General features: G+C 67.3%; 12 protein-coding genes. 9 read left to right on the top strand and 3 right to left on the bottom strand.

Annotated features, from left to right (window positions below):
- Window positions 1–181: 181 nt before the first annotated feature.
- The 3 genes from XCC_RS22315 to XCC_RS01575 all read left to right on the top strand — a co-directional run bounded on the left by XCC_RS22315 (window position 182) and on the right by XCC_RS01575 (window position 3,804).
- Complete coding sequence (locus XCC_RS22315; RefSeq protein ID WP_228442170.1) at window positions 182–1,819, top strand: TonB-dependent receptor plug domain-containing protein; 1,638 nt, start codon at window positions 182–184, stop codon at window positions 1,817–1,819.
- Window positions 1,820–1,822: 3 nt separating this feature from the next.
- Window positions 1,823–2,707 (top strand): TonB-dependent receptor domain-containing protein, encoded by an 885-nt coding sequence (locus tag XCC_RS22310; RefSeq protein ID WP_011035559.1) that lies wholly within the window; start codon window positions 1,823–1,825, stop codon window positions 2,705–2,707.
- A 68-nt stretch (window positions 2,708–2,775) separates the two neighbouring features.
- Window positions 2,776–3,804, top strand: coding sequence for a nuclease (locus XCC_RS01575; protein WP_011035558.1), 1,029 nt, complete (start codon window positions 2,776–2,778; stop codon window positions 3,802–3,804).
- A 200-nt stretch (window positions 3,805–4,004) separates the two neighbouring features.
- Here XCC_RS01575 and XCC_RS01570 read toward each other — a convergent pair whose 3' ends face one another.
- Complete coding sequence (locus XCC_RS01570) at window positions 4,005–5,273, bottom strand: MFS transporter (RefSeq protein ID WP_016944215.1); 1,269 nt, start codon at window positions 5,271–5,273, stop codon at window positions 4,005–4,007.
- Window positions 5,274–5,370: 97 nt separating this feature from the next.
- Here XCC_RS01570 and XCC_RS01565 point away from each other — a divergent pair, with 97 nt between their 5' ends.
- Entirely contained in the window at window positions 5,371–6,258 is an 888-nt protein-coding gene (locus XCC_RS01565; protein ID WP_011035556.1) for a LysR family transcriptional regulator, read from the top strand.
- A gap of 621 nt (window positions 6,259–6,879) precedes the next feature.
- Complete coding sequence (locus tag XCC_RS01560; protein ID WP_016944216.1) at window positions 6,880–7,548, top strand: hypothetical protein; 669 nt, start codon at window positions 6,880–6,882, stop codon at window positions 7,546–7,548.
- A gap of 15 nt (window positions 7,549–7,563) precedes the next feature.
- On the opposite strand, the gene XCC_RS01555 is transcribed toward XCC_RS01560, so the two are convergent.
- Both XCC_RS01555 and XCC_RS01550 read right to left on the bottom strand, forming a co-directional pair.
- On the bottom strand, window positions 7,564–8,370 hold the full coding sequence (locus XCC_RS01555; RefSeq protein WP_011035554.1) for a TatD family hydrolase: 807 nt from the start codon (window positions 8,368–8,370) through the stop codon (window positions 7,564–7,566).
- Between the two features lie 335 nt (window positions 8,371–8,705).
- Window positions 8,706–9,623: a LysR family transcriptional regulator gene (locus XCC_RS01550; protein ID WP_011035553.1), complete on the bottom strand. Its 918-nt coding sequence runs from the start codon at window positions 9,621–9,623 to the stop codon at window positions 8,706–8,708.
- Window positions 9,624–9,750: 127 nt separating this feature from the next.
- Here XCC_RS01550 and XCC_RS01545 point away from each other — a divergent pair, with 127 nt between their 5' ends.
- The 4 genes from XCC_RS01545 to XCC_RS01530 all read left to right on the top strand — a co-directional run bounded on the left by XCC_RS01545 (window position 9,751) and on the right by XCC_RS01530 (window position 15,237).
- Window positions 9,751–10,803 (top strand): aromatic ring-hydroxylating oxygenase subunit alpha, encoded by a 1,053-nt coding sequence (locus tag XCC_RS01545; protein ID WP_011035552.1) that lies wholly within the window; start codon window positions 9,751–9,753, stop codon window positions 10,801–10,803.
- Between the two features lie 17 nt (window positions 10,804–10,820).
- Complete coding sequence (locus XCC_RS01540) at window positions 10,821–11,780, top strand: PDR/VanB family oxidoreductase (RefSeq protein WP_043877862.1); 960 nt, start codon at window positions 10,821–10,823, stop codon at window positions 11,778–11,780.
- Window positions 11,781–12,231: 451 nt separating this feature from the next.
- The gene (locus tag XCC_RS01535) at window positions 12,232–13,545 is read left to right on the top strand and encodes an NCS2 family permease (RefSeq protein ID WP_011035550.1); all 1,314 of its coding nucleotides are present in this window, start codon (window positions 12,232–12,234) and stop codon (window positions 13,543–13,545) included.
- Window positions 13,546–13,668: 123 nt separating this feature from the next.
- Entirely contained in the window at window positions 13,669–15,237 is a 1,569-nt protein-coding gene (locus tag XCC_RS01530; protein WP_043877696.1) for an adenosine deaminase family protein, read from the top strand.
- Window positions 15,238–15,241 lie beyond the last annotated feature (4 nt).

Below are 15,241 nucleotides of genomic sequence, written 5' to 3'. Positions count from 1 at the left end.
CAACGCCGCAGCCGATGCGAGCGCCAGCGCAGGACGCGCCGATGACAGAGCGAAGTAAAGCCTGCATACGTCACAGTTCCAGGCACTGCACCGGCTTTTTTGCGTGATCTGCCGCACACGCAACGCATCTGCAATATGACATCGCGAAAGTGACGCGCTCCCCCGCTTGCCCATGCCCGCCATGCCAACCACCGACATCCGGATCGCCTCCGGACTGCGTCGCGCCCCGCTGTGTCTTTGCCTGTCCCTCGCACTTGCCTCCACGCTTGCCGGCCCGGCGCTGGCGCAGCAGACCACCGCGTCACCGCCGGCACGTGCGGCCGACGACGGCATCTTTTCGCTCGACCGCATGATCGTCACCGGTGCCGGCCAGGCACAGAGCCAGTTCGAAGCGTCCTATGCGATCACCTCGATGACCGCCGAACAGATCGACAAACTGGCGCCGCTCAACCTCACCAGCCTGATCGGTTCGATGCCGGGCATTTACGCCGAATCCACCGGCGGCGAAGTGCAGAACGTGTACCGCATCCGCGGCATCCCCGATGAAGGCTCGTTCGCGGTGATCCAGGAAGACGGTATCAGCCCGTATCCGGACAACAACGGCTACTTCTACAAGACCGAAGGGCTAGTGCGGCCAGACGTGATGGTCGAATCGGTGGAGACCGTGCGCGGCGGGCCCTCGCCGATCTTCGCCTCCAATGCCGCGGCCATCGTCAACTTCGTCACCCGCCAGGGCGGCGACACGCCCGAAGGCGCAGTGCGCACCACCGTGGGCGATACCGGCCTGTACCGGCTCGATGGCTACTGGTCGGGCAAGCTGGCGCAGGACTGGTACTTGGCCGCCGGCGGCTTCGTGCGCCGCAACGATGGTTACCGGGATGTGGGCTTTCCTGCCGATGAGGGCGGCCAGTTCCGCATGAACCTCACGCACACGCTGGACCACGGCAAGATCACCTTCACCGCCAAGCATCTGGACGACAAGAACGCGTTCTACATGCCGATCCCGCTGTATGACCCGCGCGACACCACGCGGTCGCTGGACCCGTTGATCGACCGCTTCACCGGCACCTTGAGCGCGCCGCAACTGCAGCACGCCACGCTCATTTCCAGCGATGCCAATGGCCAGCCGCAACGCGAGGCGCGCGATCTCTCCGATGGCCGCCACATGAAATTCAACCATCTGGGCGCGAACCTGGACCTGGCCTTCGACAACGGCTGGAGCCTGTCCAACAAGGCGGTGGTCAATCGCCTGGACATGACCTTCGACGCGCTGTATTCCAGCAACGCGCCGCAGGATGCCACCGCCTATGCAAACAGCCGCCGTGCGGCCGCAAGCGCAGCGTTTCCGGGCCTGTCGCGGTTGGGCTACGTGTACACCGACGATGGCAGCCGCTTCGATCCGGCCAGCACCGACGGGCTGGTGATCCAGGGCCAGTACCGTGCGATGGATGTGCGCGCCGATTCCATCGCCGACGATCTGCGCCTGCACCGCAGCTTCGACTGGGGCGGCGACACCCACGACATCACGCTGGGCCTGTATGGCGCCTATTACGCGCGTTCCTACAATTCGCGCTACCAGAGCTATCTGTTTGAAATGCGCCAGAACCCGCGCAGCATCGACCTGCTCGGCTATGACGCCAATGGTGCGGTTGTCGGCGGCGTCACCCAGGACGGCGTGGTGATCTACGGCGCCGACCGCACCCAGGGCAAGGCCTACACCAGCATGCTGGCGCCCTACATCGCCGATACCTGGCAGGTGACCGACAAGCTGCGCCTGGAAGGCGGCGTGCGCCACGAGCGCTATCGCTACCGCGCCTGAGCCATGGCCCGCACCACCGGCACGTTGGGCATGCCAGACACCCTGGCCGACGATGCCGCACGGCTGTTCACCGGTGCCCGCACGCAGACCGCGCTGGATGTGGGCGTGACCAACTGGACCGCCGGCTTCAACTACGACCTCACCCCGATTGTCGGTGTCTACGGCCGCGCCTCGCGTGCGCACCGCGCGCCCAGCGAGGGCGCCAACGAAGGCAACGTCAACATTCCCACCGCCGAGCAGTACGAGCTGGGCACCAAGCTCAACTTCGCCACGCTGGATGTGTTCGCCACGGCCTTCTACACCAAGTACGACCCGTACAACATCGGCACCAGCGCGGTGAATCCGTTGACTGGTGCGGCCGAGTCCAAGGATTACCGTGGCAGCGTCACCAACCCGGGCGTGGAAGTGGCCGCGGTGTGGACGCCAGCGCAGTGGCTGCGCCTGGATGCCAATGTCACCTACAACGACACCAAGGTCTCCGACCTGACCGAAGTGGTGGCCAACGGCGCGGTGGCGGTGGTCGATGTGGACGGCAACATGCCCAACCGCCAGCCCAAGCTCTATGGCAACGTCGGGCCCACGCTGCTGTTCAGCACCGGCGCATTCGATTGGGATACCTCGCTGCGCTACGCCTACGTGGGCAAGCGCTACGCCGACCTGGAAAACACCACCGAACTGGCCGCCTATCACACGCTGGCGGCCAACATCCTGGTGCGCAACGGGCCGTGGGATGTGCAGCTGGCGGTGGACAATCTCACCAACGCCTTTGCGCTGACCGAAGGCAACCCGCGCACCGATACCATCTCCGGGCAAGGCACGCGCGAACCCATCTACGGGCGGCCGATCTACGAGCGCAACACCCGGCTGGTGGTGACCTACCACTTCTGAGCACGCCGGCCACCGCCGCTTTCGCGTGCGCCGCGGCCCTGCCCGGCGCGCGCCCGACCAGGATTCTTATGAAGCCTTCCCTGCTTGCTGCGGCCGTCCTGCTGACGGCCTGCTTCGCCCCCACGGCTGCGCTGGCCTGGGGAAAACGCGCTCACGCGGCGATCGATAGCGCCGCCCTCCAGGCACTGCCGGATGACGGGCCGGTGTTTCTCAAGCGCCATGTGCAGGTGATTGCCGATGGTGCGGTGCTGCCCGATGGCTGGCGTAGTGAAAGCGAGCCGTTCCTCAAGATCGAAGAAGATCCCAACCACGGCTGGTTCCGCGAGCAGTTCGCATTCATGGCCAACCCGCCGCGCTCGCGCTATGCCTTCGTGCTGGCCTTGTACGACGAACAGCGGCGCCTTGCACAACGCGACCCGGCCGCCGCCGAGCGCATGAATGTGCGCTGGGCCGGCACCTTGCCGTATGCAGCCACCGAAGGCTACGAACGCATCGTTGCCACCATGCGCCAGATCCGCGCGTTGCGTGCGGCCGGTGAGGACACGCGCGAACTGGAGCGCACCTGCGCGTTCCTGGTGAGCTGGTTTGCGCACTACATCGGCGACGGCGCGCAGCCGCAGCACGACAGCATCCACCACGATGGCTGGCAGGGACCCAATCCCCACGGCTACAGCACCGACCCGAAGGTGCACGGCAAGTTCGAGAGCGACTACATCGACAAGATCGCGCTCACTCCGCAGGACTTGCTGACCCGCATGCCGGCCTTGGCGCATCAGGACGGCGATGTGTTCGAGCAGTTGCTGGGTTTTCTCGCCATCGGCACCGGCCGCGTCGAGCAGGTGTATCGCCTGGAAAAAGCCGGTGCGTTCGACGATGCCTCCCGCACCGACGGCCGCGCGATGGTCTACCTCACCGCCGGCGACGGCGCGGCAATGCTGCGCGATCTGCTGGTGCGCGCCTGGCGCGAAAGCGCGCTGCAGCCGGTTCCCGTGCGCGGGCCGCGCAGCATGGATCCGGCGCATCCGCAGTACGACCCCAGCACCGGCAGCGCGCCTGCGCCGCGCTCACCAGCATTGCCTTCAACGCAAACGCAGTAACGCAGGCGCGATCTAGCGGTGCGCGCGTGATGCGGCACGCACGGTTGCCGTTGTTGCACGTCGCGCGACGCGCGGATGCAATGGCGCGCGTAACCGGTGCGCGCGCAATCACAGGCCGCGAGGACTTGAGTGCCGACCTTGCGACAGAGCGCACGCAAGCACCCCGACCAACCGTACAGCGATCGCAGATAGCGCGGCGCTTACTCCCCGCGCGGTGGATGTGGCGCAAAGCGCCCATACGGGCGCGAGTCGTCCGCACTGCGGCGTAGTACCTGCGCCGCCAGCAAGGCCAGGGCGAGCAAGCTGCCGCAGAACGCCACCAGCGCACCCCAACCGCCGTGCTGCCAGAACCAGCCGCTGACCGCGCCGACCAGGCTGGCACCGCTGTAGTAGGCCAGCAGATACAACGACGCTGCATGGCTACGCGCCGCACCGCCCAGCCGGCCCACCCAGGCGCTGGCCGACGAATGCGCAATGAAAAACCCGATCGTCAGCAGCACTACCCCGGCAATCACCACCGGCAAGGCATGCGCCAGCGTCAACGCCACACCGGCCGCGGCGGTGAGCGTGCCGGCCAGCACCACCGGGCCCCGGCCGTAGCGGTCCGAAGCCGCACCGGCCACTGATGAAGACACGATGCCGAACACGTACGCGCTAAAGATCATGCCGATCTGGCTCTGGCTCAGGCCGTATTCCGCGCCGCCCAGGCGGAACCCGGCGTAGTTGTAGACGCTGACGAACACGCCCATCAACAGGAACGGGATCGAGAACAGCCACAACAACTGGCGGTTACGCAGATGCCCGCCCCAGGCGCGCAGGTGGTAGTGCAGGTTGACGCCGTGCCGGCGCACGAAGTGACGCGAGGGCGGCAGCAGCCACACGAACGCCACCGCGCACAGCAGGTCGAACACGCTCAACACTGCCAGCGCGGTACGCCAGTCGTAGTGGTCGGTGAGCAGGCTCATCACGATGCGCCCGCTCATGCCGCCAAACGCGTTACCGGCCACGTACAGCCCGGTGGCCGCGCCCAGTTTGCTGGCCGGCAGCTCTTCGGCCAGATAGACCATGGCCACCGCCGGCACCCCGCCCAGCGCGATGCCGGACAAGGTGCGCACCGCCACCAGCGCGCCCCAGTGCGGCAGGAAGGCGGCGATCAGGTTGAGCACTGCGGCCAGCGCGATGGAGACAAACATCAGCCCGCGCCGGCCCAGATTCTCCGACACCGCACCGGCACAGAAGATCGCAATCGCCAGCGCACCGGTCGCCAGCGACAACGGCAACGAGGCCGTGGCCGCATCCACACCGAAGGTGCGGGCAAATTCCGGCAGCACCGGCTGCACGCTGTACAGCAGCGAGAAGGTGGCAAAGCCGGCCAGGAACAACGCCAGGCGGATGCGGCCGGTTGCCGGCGTGTCTGCGGGCAGGGCGGCGGCGGACAGGGCGCCGGGGCGGCAATCGGAGGAAGACACAGGAGCGCAACCGAGACGTGGGACGGCCAGAATGTCCCCCGGCCCACCCCCTGTCCAATATATGATTGTCGCAGCGTCCATATGCGAAACAGATACCTTGGAACTTCGCCACCTGCGCTATTTCCTGGCCGTTGCCGAAGAAGGCAACTTCACCCGCGGCGCCGCACGCGTGGGCATCGGGCAACCGCCGTTGAGCCAGCAGATCCAGGCACTGGAACGCGACCTGGGCACGCCGTTGTTCCGTCGCACCCATGCCGGCGCCGAGCTCACCGCGGCCGGCGAGGCGTTCCTGGGCGAGGTGCGCCGGGTGTTGGTCGATGTGGAACGGGCTGCCGAAACCGCACGCCGCGTGGCGCGTGGCGAATCCGGCCGGCTGCGGCTGGGCTTCACCGCCTCGGCCGCGTTCAACCCGGTGGTGCCACGGCTGATCCGCGATTTCCGCCGGCAGTGGCCACAGGTGGAGCTCCTGCTGGAAGAAACCAACACCGCCGGCTTGCTGGTGGCCCTGGCCGAAGGAAAGCTGGATGCGGCGTTCGTGCGTTACGGCCTGAGCACGCCGCCGGACCTGCAGTTGCTGCGCTTTGCCGACGAACCGATGAAGATTGCCGTACCCGCCGCGCACCGGCTTGCCGCGTTGGACAGTGCACCGTTGGCGGCCCTGGCCGGCGAGCCGTTCATCCTGTTTCCGCGCAGCTTCGGCTCCAGCCTGTACGACGAGATCCTGGCGGCCTGCCGCGCCTCCGGCGTGACCTTGCGCATCACCCAGGAAGCGCCGCAGATGTCATCGATCGTCAACCTGGTGGCCGCCGAATTGGGCGTCTCGGTGGTGCCCGCCTCCACGGCGCAGCTGCAGCTGCCCGGCGTGCGCTATCTGGACATCGAAGGCCAGATGCCGCTGGCCCGCCTGGCCTTGGCGGTCTCGCCCGGAGCGCTGGAGAACGCGCCATTGGTGCGGCATTTGTGGACGTTGGCGGAGTTGATTTGAGAGTAGGTGAGTGGCTGCAGACGGTTGCAGTGTCATTGACCAGGTAGGAGCGCGCTTGCGCGCGAGGTGGCTTTACCGGTAACGCGTTCGCGCACGAGTGCGCTCCTACAAGGGCACGTGCCTATGTGCGCTCCACGCGTGCGGGCTGCATACGCAGCAGCTGCGCCGTGCACACCCAACGTAGGAGCACGCTTGCGCGCGATGTGGCTTTCCCGGTAACGCGTTCGCGCACAAGTGCGCTCCTACATGGGCACGTGCCTATGTGCGCTCCACGCGTGCTGGCTGCATACGCAGCAGCTGCGCTGTGCACAGCCACGTAGGAGCGCGCTTGCGCGCGACGTGGCATTCCCGGTAACGCGTTCGCGCACGAGTGCGCTCCTACAAGGGCACGTGCCTATGTGCATTCCACGCGTGCGGGCTAGCTGCGCTGTGCACAGCCAACGTAGGAGCGCGCTTGCGCGCGATGTGGCATTCCCGGTAATGCGTTCGCGCACAAGTGCGCTCCTACAGGGGCACGTGCCTGTGTGCATTCCATGCGTGCGGAGATTGCAGACAAACCGCTTGACCTCAACCATGCTTTAGGTCGTTGAATGGGCGCTCCTTCTGACTGGTGTGCTTGCCATGCGTCTGCGTCATCTGCTGTTGCCGTGTCTGGACCCGGATCTCACCCTGCGCTTCTATCGTGATGTGCTGCAGCTGCCGCTCGCCGGCAACAGCGTGCGCATTGGCTGGAGCACGTTGGAATGCGTGCAGGCGCAGCAGCCGGTGGGTAGCGTGCATCTGGCCTTCAATGTGGCACCTGCGCGCTTCGATGCGGCAGCTGCCTGGGTCGGCGCACGTGCCGCGCTGCTCACCGACCCACATGGCCAGGAGCGCTTCCAGCTCGATGGCGTGTGGCAATCGCAGTCGGTGTATTTCGCCGGCCCCGATGGCGCCGTGCTCGAACTGATCGCCCGCAATGCGCTGCAGGACGCACCCACCGGCCAGGGTGCGTTTCACGGTAGCGAACTGCTGTGCCTGAGCGAGATCGGGCTGCCCAGCAGCAATGTGGCTGCGGTAACCAGCAGCGTGGGCCATCACTTCGGCGTGCAGCCGTTTGCACCGACGCTGGAAGGGTTTGCCGCGCTTGGCGACGACCACGGGCTGTTGATCGTGGTGGACCAGGCGCGGCGCTGGTTTCCGCAACAACGCCAACTGCCGTGGGCCAGCGGCCTACGCGTCAGCGTGGACGCGCCGCAGCCAGGCCTGCGATTGCGCGATGCACAGGGCTGGGAATTGCTGGCGGCGTAAACACCGCCGCCGCACTCACGCGGCGGTGGCGGGCACCGGCAGCCGGAAGAATGCGCGCGCGGCGGCCGTGCTGTTTTCGGCGGTCACCGCGACATCTTCGCCGCGGTCGCGCGCCAGCTCTTCGACAATGTGCGAGAGAAACATCGGTTCGTTGCGGCGCTCCTTGGGCAGCGGCTTGAGCGTGCGTGGCAGCAAGTAGGGCGCATCGGTTTCGATCATCAACCGGTTGGCCGGGATGTTGCGTACCAGCTCGCGCAGATGCGCGCCGCGGCGCTCGTCGCACAACCAGCCGGTGATGCCGATGTAGTAATCGCGGTCCAGGTAATCGAACAGTTCTTCGCGCGTGCCGGTGAAGCAGTGCACCACCGCCGCGCCCAGGCGGCCGTCGAACGCGCGCATGATCGAGAGGAAATCGTCATGCGCATCGCGCTGATGCAGGAACAGCGGTTTGCCGTTATCGGCGGCCAGCTGCAGCTGCCGTTCGAAGGCCTTGTGCTGGGCCGGGCGCGGCGCGAAATCGCGGTAATAATCCAGCCCGCATTCGCCCACCGCCACCACCTGCGGCTGGGCCTGCAGCGCGCGCATTTCCCGCTCGCATTCGGCGGTGAATTCCACTGCATGGTGCGGATGCACGCCGGCGGTGGCGTAGAGAAATCCAGGATGCTGCTGCGCCAGCTGCAGGGCCAGCGGCGAATGCTCGCGGCTGGCACCGGTGATCACCAGCTGCGCCACACCGGCATCGCGCGCACGTTGCAACACGGCATCGCGGTCGCGGTCGAAGGAATCATGGGTGAGGTTGGCGCCGATATCGATCAACTGCATGTGCGGGTGTCGTGTGGGGAAGCCTGGCAAGTTTAACTAACGGAAGTTGTATGCGCTTGGCGTCCCGTCTCCCATCGGGAGAAGGTGGCGCGCAGCGCCGGATGGCGCCTCCTGCATCTGTCAGTGCCTGCAGTGACAAACGCGTCGCCACGCGCCTTCAGAAGTGCTGCACCGACTGCTGCGCCGCCGTACCCTCACCCCAACCCCCGCTGCGCGCCCCGGCCCGCGTTTGCGACGCGGGCGCTCCAAGGCACGCGCGCCAGTGGCGCGCAAACTGTGCCCTCTCGCCCCGCGGGAGAGGGGCTTTGCTCCCTTCTTCCAAGAGGGAGAGGGGTTCAACCAACCGCCGGCACCGCCATCGCGTCGATCTTCGCCGCCAGCGCCTGGATCGCCAGCTGTGCCGAACGCGAGAGCTGGCGCTGCGGGGCCACGCACAGGGCCAGGGTCATCGGTTTGGTCAGGTGCTGGCGGAACGGCACGAAGGCCAGGCGGCCGTCGGCCACGTCGGGGGCGGCGTCCAGCCACGACATCAGGCCCACGCCGGCGCCAGCCCGCACCAGCCCACGCAGCGTGCGTACGTCGTTGCAGTGGGTGAGCCGCTTCACGTCGATGTGCTGGCGCTGGTACAGCACCTTGGCGTGCTCGCCCACGATCAACGGCGCGGCCGGCAGCAGCAGGCGGTGCTCCAGCGTTTCGCTCAGCTGCAGCTCGCTGCGGCTGCTCAACGGGTGACCCACCGGCATCGCAATGCCGAGCGGGATGTCGGCGAACGCGCGTACCTCCAGGTCCACGCTGCTCACTGGGTCCAGCAGCAGGCCGATATCCACATCCGCCGAGGTCACCATCTCCATCACCCGCTGGTTGCGCGCGGTGGACAGGTTGAAGGTGATGCCGGGGTATTCCTGCACCAGCGCCGCCACCGCAGCCGGCACCACGCCCTCGCTGAGCGCGTCGATCATTGCGATCTCCACGTGCCCGCGGCGCAGCCCCTTGAGCTCGTCGAAGCGCTCCAGGGTGCGCGCATAGGCCTTCTCCCACTGGCGCACGTCCACCAGCAGCAGCTCGCCGGCGGCAGTGAGCCGCAGGCGGCCGGGCAGGCGTTCGAACAGCTGCGCGCCCAGCTCTTCCTCGGCCTTGAGGATCTGCCGGTCGATCGCCGAGGCGGACACGTGCAGCACGTCCGATGCCTTGCGGATGCTGCCGCAGCGGGCCACTTCGATGAAGTAGCGGGTGAAGCGCGAGAAGGTCAGCATGGGGCGGGGCTCGGTTGGCCGTTGCATTTTTTGCAATGGCTTGGCGGAAAAACGATGTTTGATCACACACCCCCGGCTTCCTAGAGTCAATCCGGCACCGCTCCCGCCTTACGCCAGAGACCGCCCCATGGATGTCGCCGTCCCCGCCCTGCCGCTGCACTGCACCTTTGAGGCCGCCGACTGGCAGCGCCTGGCCCAGCACTGGCACGCGGTGGCGCTGAGCAGCGAGGTGAGCGAGGCGCCGTTCAAGGCCATGCTGCTGGACGAGCCGTTGGTGCTGTACCGGCTGGGCGCCGAGCTGGTGGCCGCGCGCGATGTCTGCCCGCATCGCGGCGTGCCGCTGAGCATGGGCAGCGCCGATGGCGCCGGGGTGGTGTGCGCCTATCACGGGCTGCGCTTCGGCGCGGGCGGGCGCTGCAACCACATCCCGGCCAGCCCGAATCAGAACATCCCCGCCAAGATGCGCCTGCACACCTATGCGGTGGCCGAGCGCTACGGGCTGATCTGGGTGTGCCTGGCCAAGCCGGCCGGGGTGAGCGCGGCCGAGGTGCAGATCCCGCCGATGCCGGGCTGGGACGAGGACGGCTTCCAGCAGATTGTGTGCCCGGGCTTCGACATCGCCGGCAGTGCCGCGCGGCAGCTGGAAGGCTTTATCGACGTGGCGCATTTCGCCTTCGTGCACACCGCCACCTTCGCCCAGCCAGACAAGCGCGAAGTGCCGGCCTACACCACCACCGAAACGCCGACCGGTTTCAACGCCGATTACCTCAGCAGCGTGGCCAACTATTCGGTGGACATGCCGCTGCCCGACGTTGACCCCGGCTTCCAGTGGCTGCGCCATTTCGAAGTGCACCTGCCGTTCACCGCCACGCTCACCATCCACTTCCCGGTGCCGGGCAAGCGGCTGGTGATCATGAACGCGGCCAGCCCGGTGTCCAAGCACAAGACCCGGCTGCTGGTGCCGATTGCGCGCAACTTCGACACCCATCTGCCGGTGGAGGACGTCCATGCCTTCAACCTGCGCGTGTTCGAGGAAGACCGCGCGATGGTGGAAGCGCAGCGCCCGGAATACCTGCCGCTGGACCCGCTGCTGGAAGTGCACATCCCCGCCGATCGCAGTTCGATCGCCTATCGCCGTGGCCTGCGCAGCCAGGGCTATAGCGACTTTTTCCTGCGTTGACCGGCGAGGATGACGGCATGAGCCTGCATGAGGTGCGTGTGGCGGAAGTCGTCGACCAGGGACATCGCCAGCGGGCGATCCGGTTGGAGCCGATCGGCGCGGAGTTGCCGGCCTTTGAAGCCGGCGCGCATGTGGACCTGCACCTGCCCGATGGTTTGATCCGCCAGTACTCCATCGCCAGCGCGCCGCATGCGCGCGACCATTACCTGTTGTGCGTGAAGCTGGCCGACGCCTCGCGCGGCGGCTCGCGGCATCTGTGCGAACAACTCGCGGCCGGCGACCGGCTGCAGATCTCCACGCCGCGCAACCTGTTCCCGTTACACCCGGGCGAACGCCATGTGCTGCTGGCGGCCGGGATCGGCATCACTCCGCTGCTGTCGATGGTCGAGGCGCTGGAAGCGCGCGGCGAGGCCTTCGTGCTGCACTACTACGCACGCCGGCAGGCGGATGTGGCCTTCGGGCAGCGCCTGCAGCAGGGCTTCCAGCACGGCCAGGTGCAGGTGCACCTGAGCGATGGGGGCGAGAGCCCGCGTGTGCACATCCCCACCGAACTGCGCAAGGCACACGCGCGCGACCAGCTGTATCTGTGCGGGCCGGCCGCGTTCATGGATCACTTCAGCGCGCTGGCCCTGGCGCAGGGCTGGGCGCCGGCGCAGCTGCATCGCGAACACTTCGCCGCGGTCGCGCCGGCCGTGCCGCACGCCGCCGACGACGCCTTCGAAGTTGAGCTGGCCGCCAGCGGGCGCGTGGTGCAGGTGGCGGCCGAGTGCAGTATCGCCAGTGCGCTGATGGCCGCAGGCGTGGAGGTGCCGCTGTCGTGCGAGCAAGGCATGTGCGGGGCCTGCCTGACCGGCGTGCTCGATGGCGTGCCCGATCACCGCGACAGCGTGCTCAGCGACAGCGAACACGCGCAGAACACGCAGATCACCCTGTGCTGTTCGCGCAGCCGCACGCCACGGCTGGTGCTGGAACTTTGAGCACCGCGGCAAGGCCGACACGTGATGCGACCGACGCGGCAACGATCAAGCGCGGGCGCGTTGGCGATGCTCGAACACGCTGTGATCCATGTCCCCGCTAGCGACCCCTGCCATCACTGGCGCCGCTGCGTCACGTTCTGCCATCCATCGCGAGGATGAGTCAGCTGTTGCGGTTGCCGGGTGCCGTGTGCGATGCAGACATCAGCACGCTCGGCTTGCCGCCCAGGCACACGCGTGGCGCAACGGCGCGCTGCAACCTTCTCATCAGGCGTTGCCAACCAACGCCATCCACAGGCCACTGCGCATTTCGGGCAACACGTCCACGGCATGCCACCGCGCACAGTGCAAGATACGCAGCCCGCGCTTACGCGCCGGTGCCTGTGTTCGATGAGATGTTGCCGATGACACTGTTCTGCTGTGCCGCCGCTTGCCGGCCGCTGGGGCGCGCCTGATGCGCTGGCCCAACTTTGCGCTTGCCGCCAACGGCAGCAACGTGCGCACCGAGCTGCTGGCCGGCGCCACCACCTTCCTCACGATGGCCTACATCGTGTTCGTCAACCCGGACATCCTGGCCACTACCGGCATGGATCACGGCGCGGTGTTTGTGGCCACCTGCCTGGCCGCGGCATTCGGCTCGGCGGTGATGGGCCTGCTGGCCAATTACCCGATCGGCATGGCGCCCGGCATGGGCTTGAACGCCTTCTTCGCCTTCAGCGTGGTGGGCACCCTGGGCTACAGCTGGCAACAGACGCTGGGCCTGGTGTTCGTGTCCGGCTGCGTGTTCCTGCTGCTCACCCTCACCGGCGCGCGCCGGTGGCTGGTGGACGGCATCCCCACCACGTTACGCAGCGCAATCGCCGCCGGTATCGGCCTGTTCCTGGCGGTGATCGGCCTGCAGAAAGCCGGGCTGGTGGTGGCCCACCCGCAGACCTTGATCACCCTGGGCGACCTGCACCGGCCCGAGCCCTTGCTGGCGTTGGCCGGGTTGCTGCTGATCGGCGTGCTGGAGCTGCGGCGCGTGCGCGGGGCGATGCTGCTCGGCATCCTGGCGGTCACCGCTGCGGCACTCGCACTCGGGCTGGTGCAGTACCGGGGCGTGATCGCGCTGCCGCCGAGTCTGGCACCCACCTTGCTGAAACTGGATATTGCCGGTGCCCTGCAGGGCCACGCTGGCGAAGGCGCATTGACCGCGGTACTGCACGTGGTGCTGGTGTTCGTGCTGGTGGAGATGTTCGATGCCACCGGCACCTTGATGGGGGTGGCGCAGCGCGCCGGCTTGCTGCGCACCACAGCCCAGCGCCGCCAGTTCGACCGCGCTCTGCTCGCCGACAGCAGCGCCATCCTGGCCGGCTCGCTGCTTGGCACCTCCAGCACCACGGCCTATGTGGAAAGCGCCGCTGGCGTGCAGGTGGGTGGGCGCACCGGGCTGACCGCGCTGGTGGTGGCCGCGCTGTTCCTGCTGGCCCTGCTGTTCTCGCCGCTGGCAGCCATGGTGCCGGCCTACGCCACCGCACCGGCGTTGCTGTATCTGGCGGCAGTGATGCTGCGCGAGTGCGCGCATCTGCAGTGGGACGATGTCGGCGAAGCGTTGCCGGCCGCCATGTGCATGCTGGCGATGCCCTTCACCTATTCGATCGCCAATGGGTTGGCGTTGGGCTTCATCACCTATGCGGTGCTCCGGCTAGGCAGCGGGCGTTGGCGTGAGGTGCATCCAGCCACCTGGGCCATCGCCGGCCTGTTCGTGCTGCGCTATGCGCTGGAGTGACGCGCCTGCACCGCGCTGCCTGCAGGCACGCAGCGCGCTGGCCGTGCAACACACTGCAAGGCAAGCTACCCCTCCGCTGGGCGCGCATGCGCGCCGGCACACCTTCTTGCGAGTTTTTTCTGTATGCCCATGCTGCGTCGTTGTCTGATCCTCACCGTGTGCGCGCTGCTGCCCGCACTTGCGCAGGCGCGCCAAACGCCTGCGCCCGCACAATCGCGCGAGCAGCAGGTTGCGCAGTTGTTTCGCGATACGGCCGGCCAATCGGCGCAACTGCGCAGTTGGTTGCAGGCCATGCCCAAAGGCGGCGACCTGCATAACCATCTCTCCGGCTCGGTGTATGCCGAGGACTACCTGCAGTGGGCCAGCGAAGACGGCGCCTGCGTGCAGCTGGACGACCTGAGCCTGCGCGCACCGCCGTGCGTGGCCGGCCAGGTGCCCGCACGCGGGCTGTCCACGCGCGATGTCGCGCTGTATGGCCGGGTGGTGGATGCCTTGTCGATGCGCAACCACCTGGCCAGCCCATCCCAACCCACCGGGCACGGGCAGTTCTTCAGCACCTTCGGCAAGTTCGATGCGGTGGTGCGCGCACGCGTGGCCGACACCGTGGCCGCCGTGCTGGAGCAGGCCGCGCGCGACCGCGTGCCGTACGTGGAAATCATCGCCAACCCACCACAGATGGACGACGCTGCGCAGCGCATGCAGGCGCTGCCCTGGCATGGCACCGACGATGCCGCAAACCTGCGCGAACTGCAGGACGCGCTGCCACCGCTGGTGCAGGCCGCACAGCGCAACCTTGCCGACCTCGACGCGCAGGTGCGCCACGTCCTGCAGTGTGACCAGGCGCAGCCACGCGCGGCCTGCCAGGTGCAGTACCGCTATGTGCCGTATGTGTTGCGTGTGCTGCCTGCGCCGCAGGTGTTCGGGCAGATGGCGCTCGCCCATGCGCTCGTGGCCGCCGGCGGCAGCCGCGCGGTGGCGGTGAACATCGTCGCGCCCGAGGACAACCCGGTGGCAGTGGCCGATTACGCGCGCCACATGGCGATGTTCCGGTTCTTCGCACAGCGCTACCCCGGCGTGCCGTTGTCCTTGCATGCCGGCGAGCTGACCCTGGGCCTGGTGCCACCGGCGCAGCTGCGCTCGCATATCCGCCAGGCGGTGGATGCCGGTGCGCGGCGCATCGGTCATGGCGTGGATCTGCCTTACGAAGACGACGCGCAAGAGCTGCTGCAGCGCATGCGCCGCGACCAGGTAGCGGTGGAGATCAACCTCACCAGTAACGATGTGATCCTGGGCGTCACCGGGGCCGCGCATCCGTTGGCCATGTATCTGCGCGCGGGTGTGCCGGTGGTGCTCTCCACCGACGATGCCGGCGTGTCGCGCGCGGACATGACCCACGAATATCAACGCGCCGTGCAGGAGCAGGGCATCGAGTACCCCACGCTCAAGCAACTCGCCCGCAACGGGCTGACGTACAGCTTCCTGCCGGGCGCGAGCCTGTGGAGCGCCAACGGTAAAGCTGCGCAGGCCTGCGCCACTGCATTACAGCGCGAAACCGATGATGCTGGGTGCCAAGCATTTCGCCAGAGCAGCGAGAAGGCACGGCTGCAATGGCAGCTTGAAACCGATCTGGCGCAGTACGAGCGCATGCTGATGGAGCAGCGCAAAGTGCAGACAACACCAGCTGACGCATAACCCA

Origin of the sequence: Xanthomonas campestris pv. campestris str. ATCC 33913, from assembly GCF_000007145.1 — a bacterium.
GTDB classification, from domain to species: Bacteria; Pseudomonadota; Gammaproteobacteria; order Xanthomonadales; family Xanthomonadaceae; genus Xanthomonas; species Xanthomonas campestris.
The sequence above is the reverse complement of the archived record's forward strand: the minus strand, read 5'-3'. Positions and strand labels throughout refer to the sequence as shown.

What these genes read in the sequence shown, in the direction of transcription:
- XCC_RS22315 (WP_228442170.1), top strand. Translation starts at nt 182, where the DNA reads ATGCCAACCACCGACATCCGGATCGCCTCCGGACTGCGTCGCGCCCCG.
- XCC_RS22310 (WP_011035559.1), top strand. Translation starts at nt 1,823, where the DNA reads ATGGCCCGCACCACCGGCACGTTGGGCATGCCAGACACCCTGGCCGAC.
- XCC_RS01575 (WP_011035558.1), top strand. Translation starts at nt 2,776, where the DNA reads ATGAAGCCTTCCCTGCTTGCTGCGGCCGTCCTGCTGACGGCCTGCTTC.
- XCC_RS01560 (WP_016944216.1), top strand. Translation starts at nt 6,880, where the DNA reads ATGCGTCTGCGTCATCTGCTGTTGCCGTGTCTGGACCCGGATCTCACC.
- XCC_RS01555 (WP_011035554.1), bottom strand. Translation starts at nt 8,370, where the DNA reads ATGCAGTTGATCGATATCGGCGCCAACCTCACCCATGATTCCTTCGAC.
- XCC_RS01550 (WP_011035553.1), bottom strand. Translation starts at nt 9,623, where the DNA reads ATGCTGACCTTCTCGCGCTTCACCCGCTACTTCATCGAAGTGGCCCGC.
- XCC_RS01545 (WP_011035552.1), top strand. Translation starts at nt 9,751, where the DNA reads ATGGATGTCGCCGTCCCCGCCCTGCCGCTGCACTGCACCTTTGAGGCC.
- XCC_RS01540 (WP_043877862.1), top strand. Translation starts at nt 10,821, where the DNA reads ATGAGCCTGCATGAGGTGCGTGTGGCGGAAGTCGTCGACCAGGGACAT.
- XCC_RS01535 (WP_011035550.1), top strand. Translation starts at nt 12,232, where the DNA reads ATGCGCTGGCCCAACTTTGCGCTTGCCGCCAACGGCAGCAACGTGCGC.
- XCC_RS01530 (WP_043877696.1), top strand. Translation starts at nt 13,669, where the DNA reads ATGCCCATGCTGCGTCGTTGTCTGATCCTCACCGTGTGCGCGCTGCTG.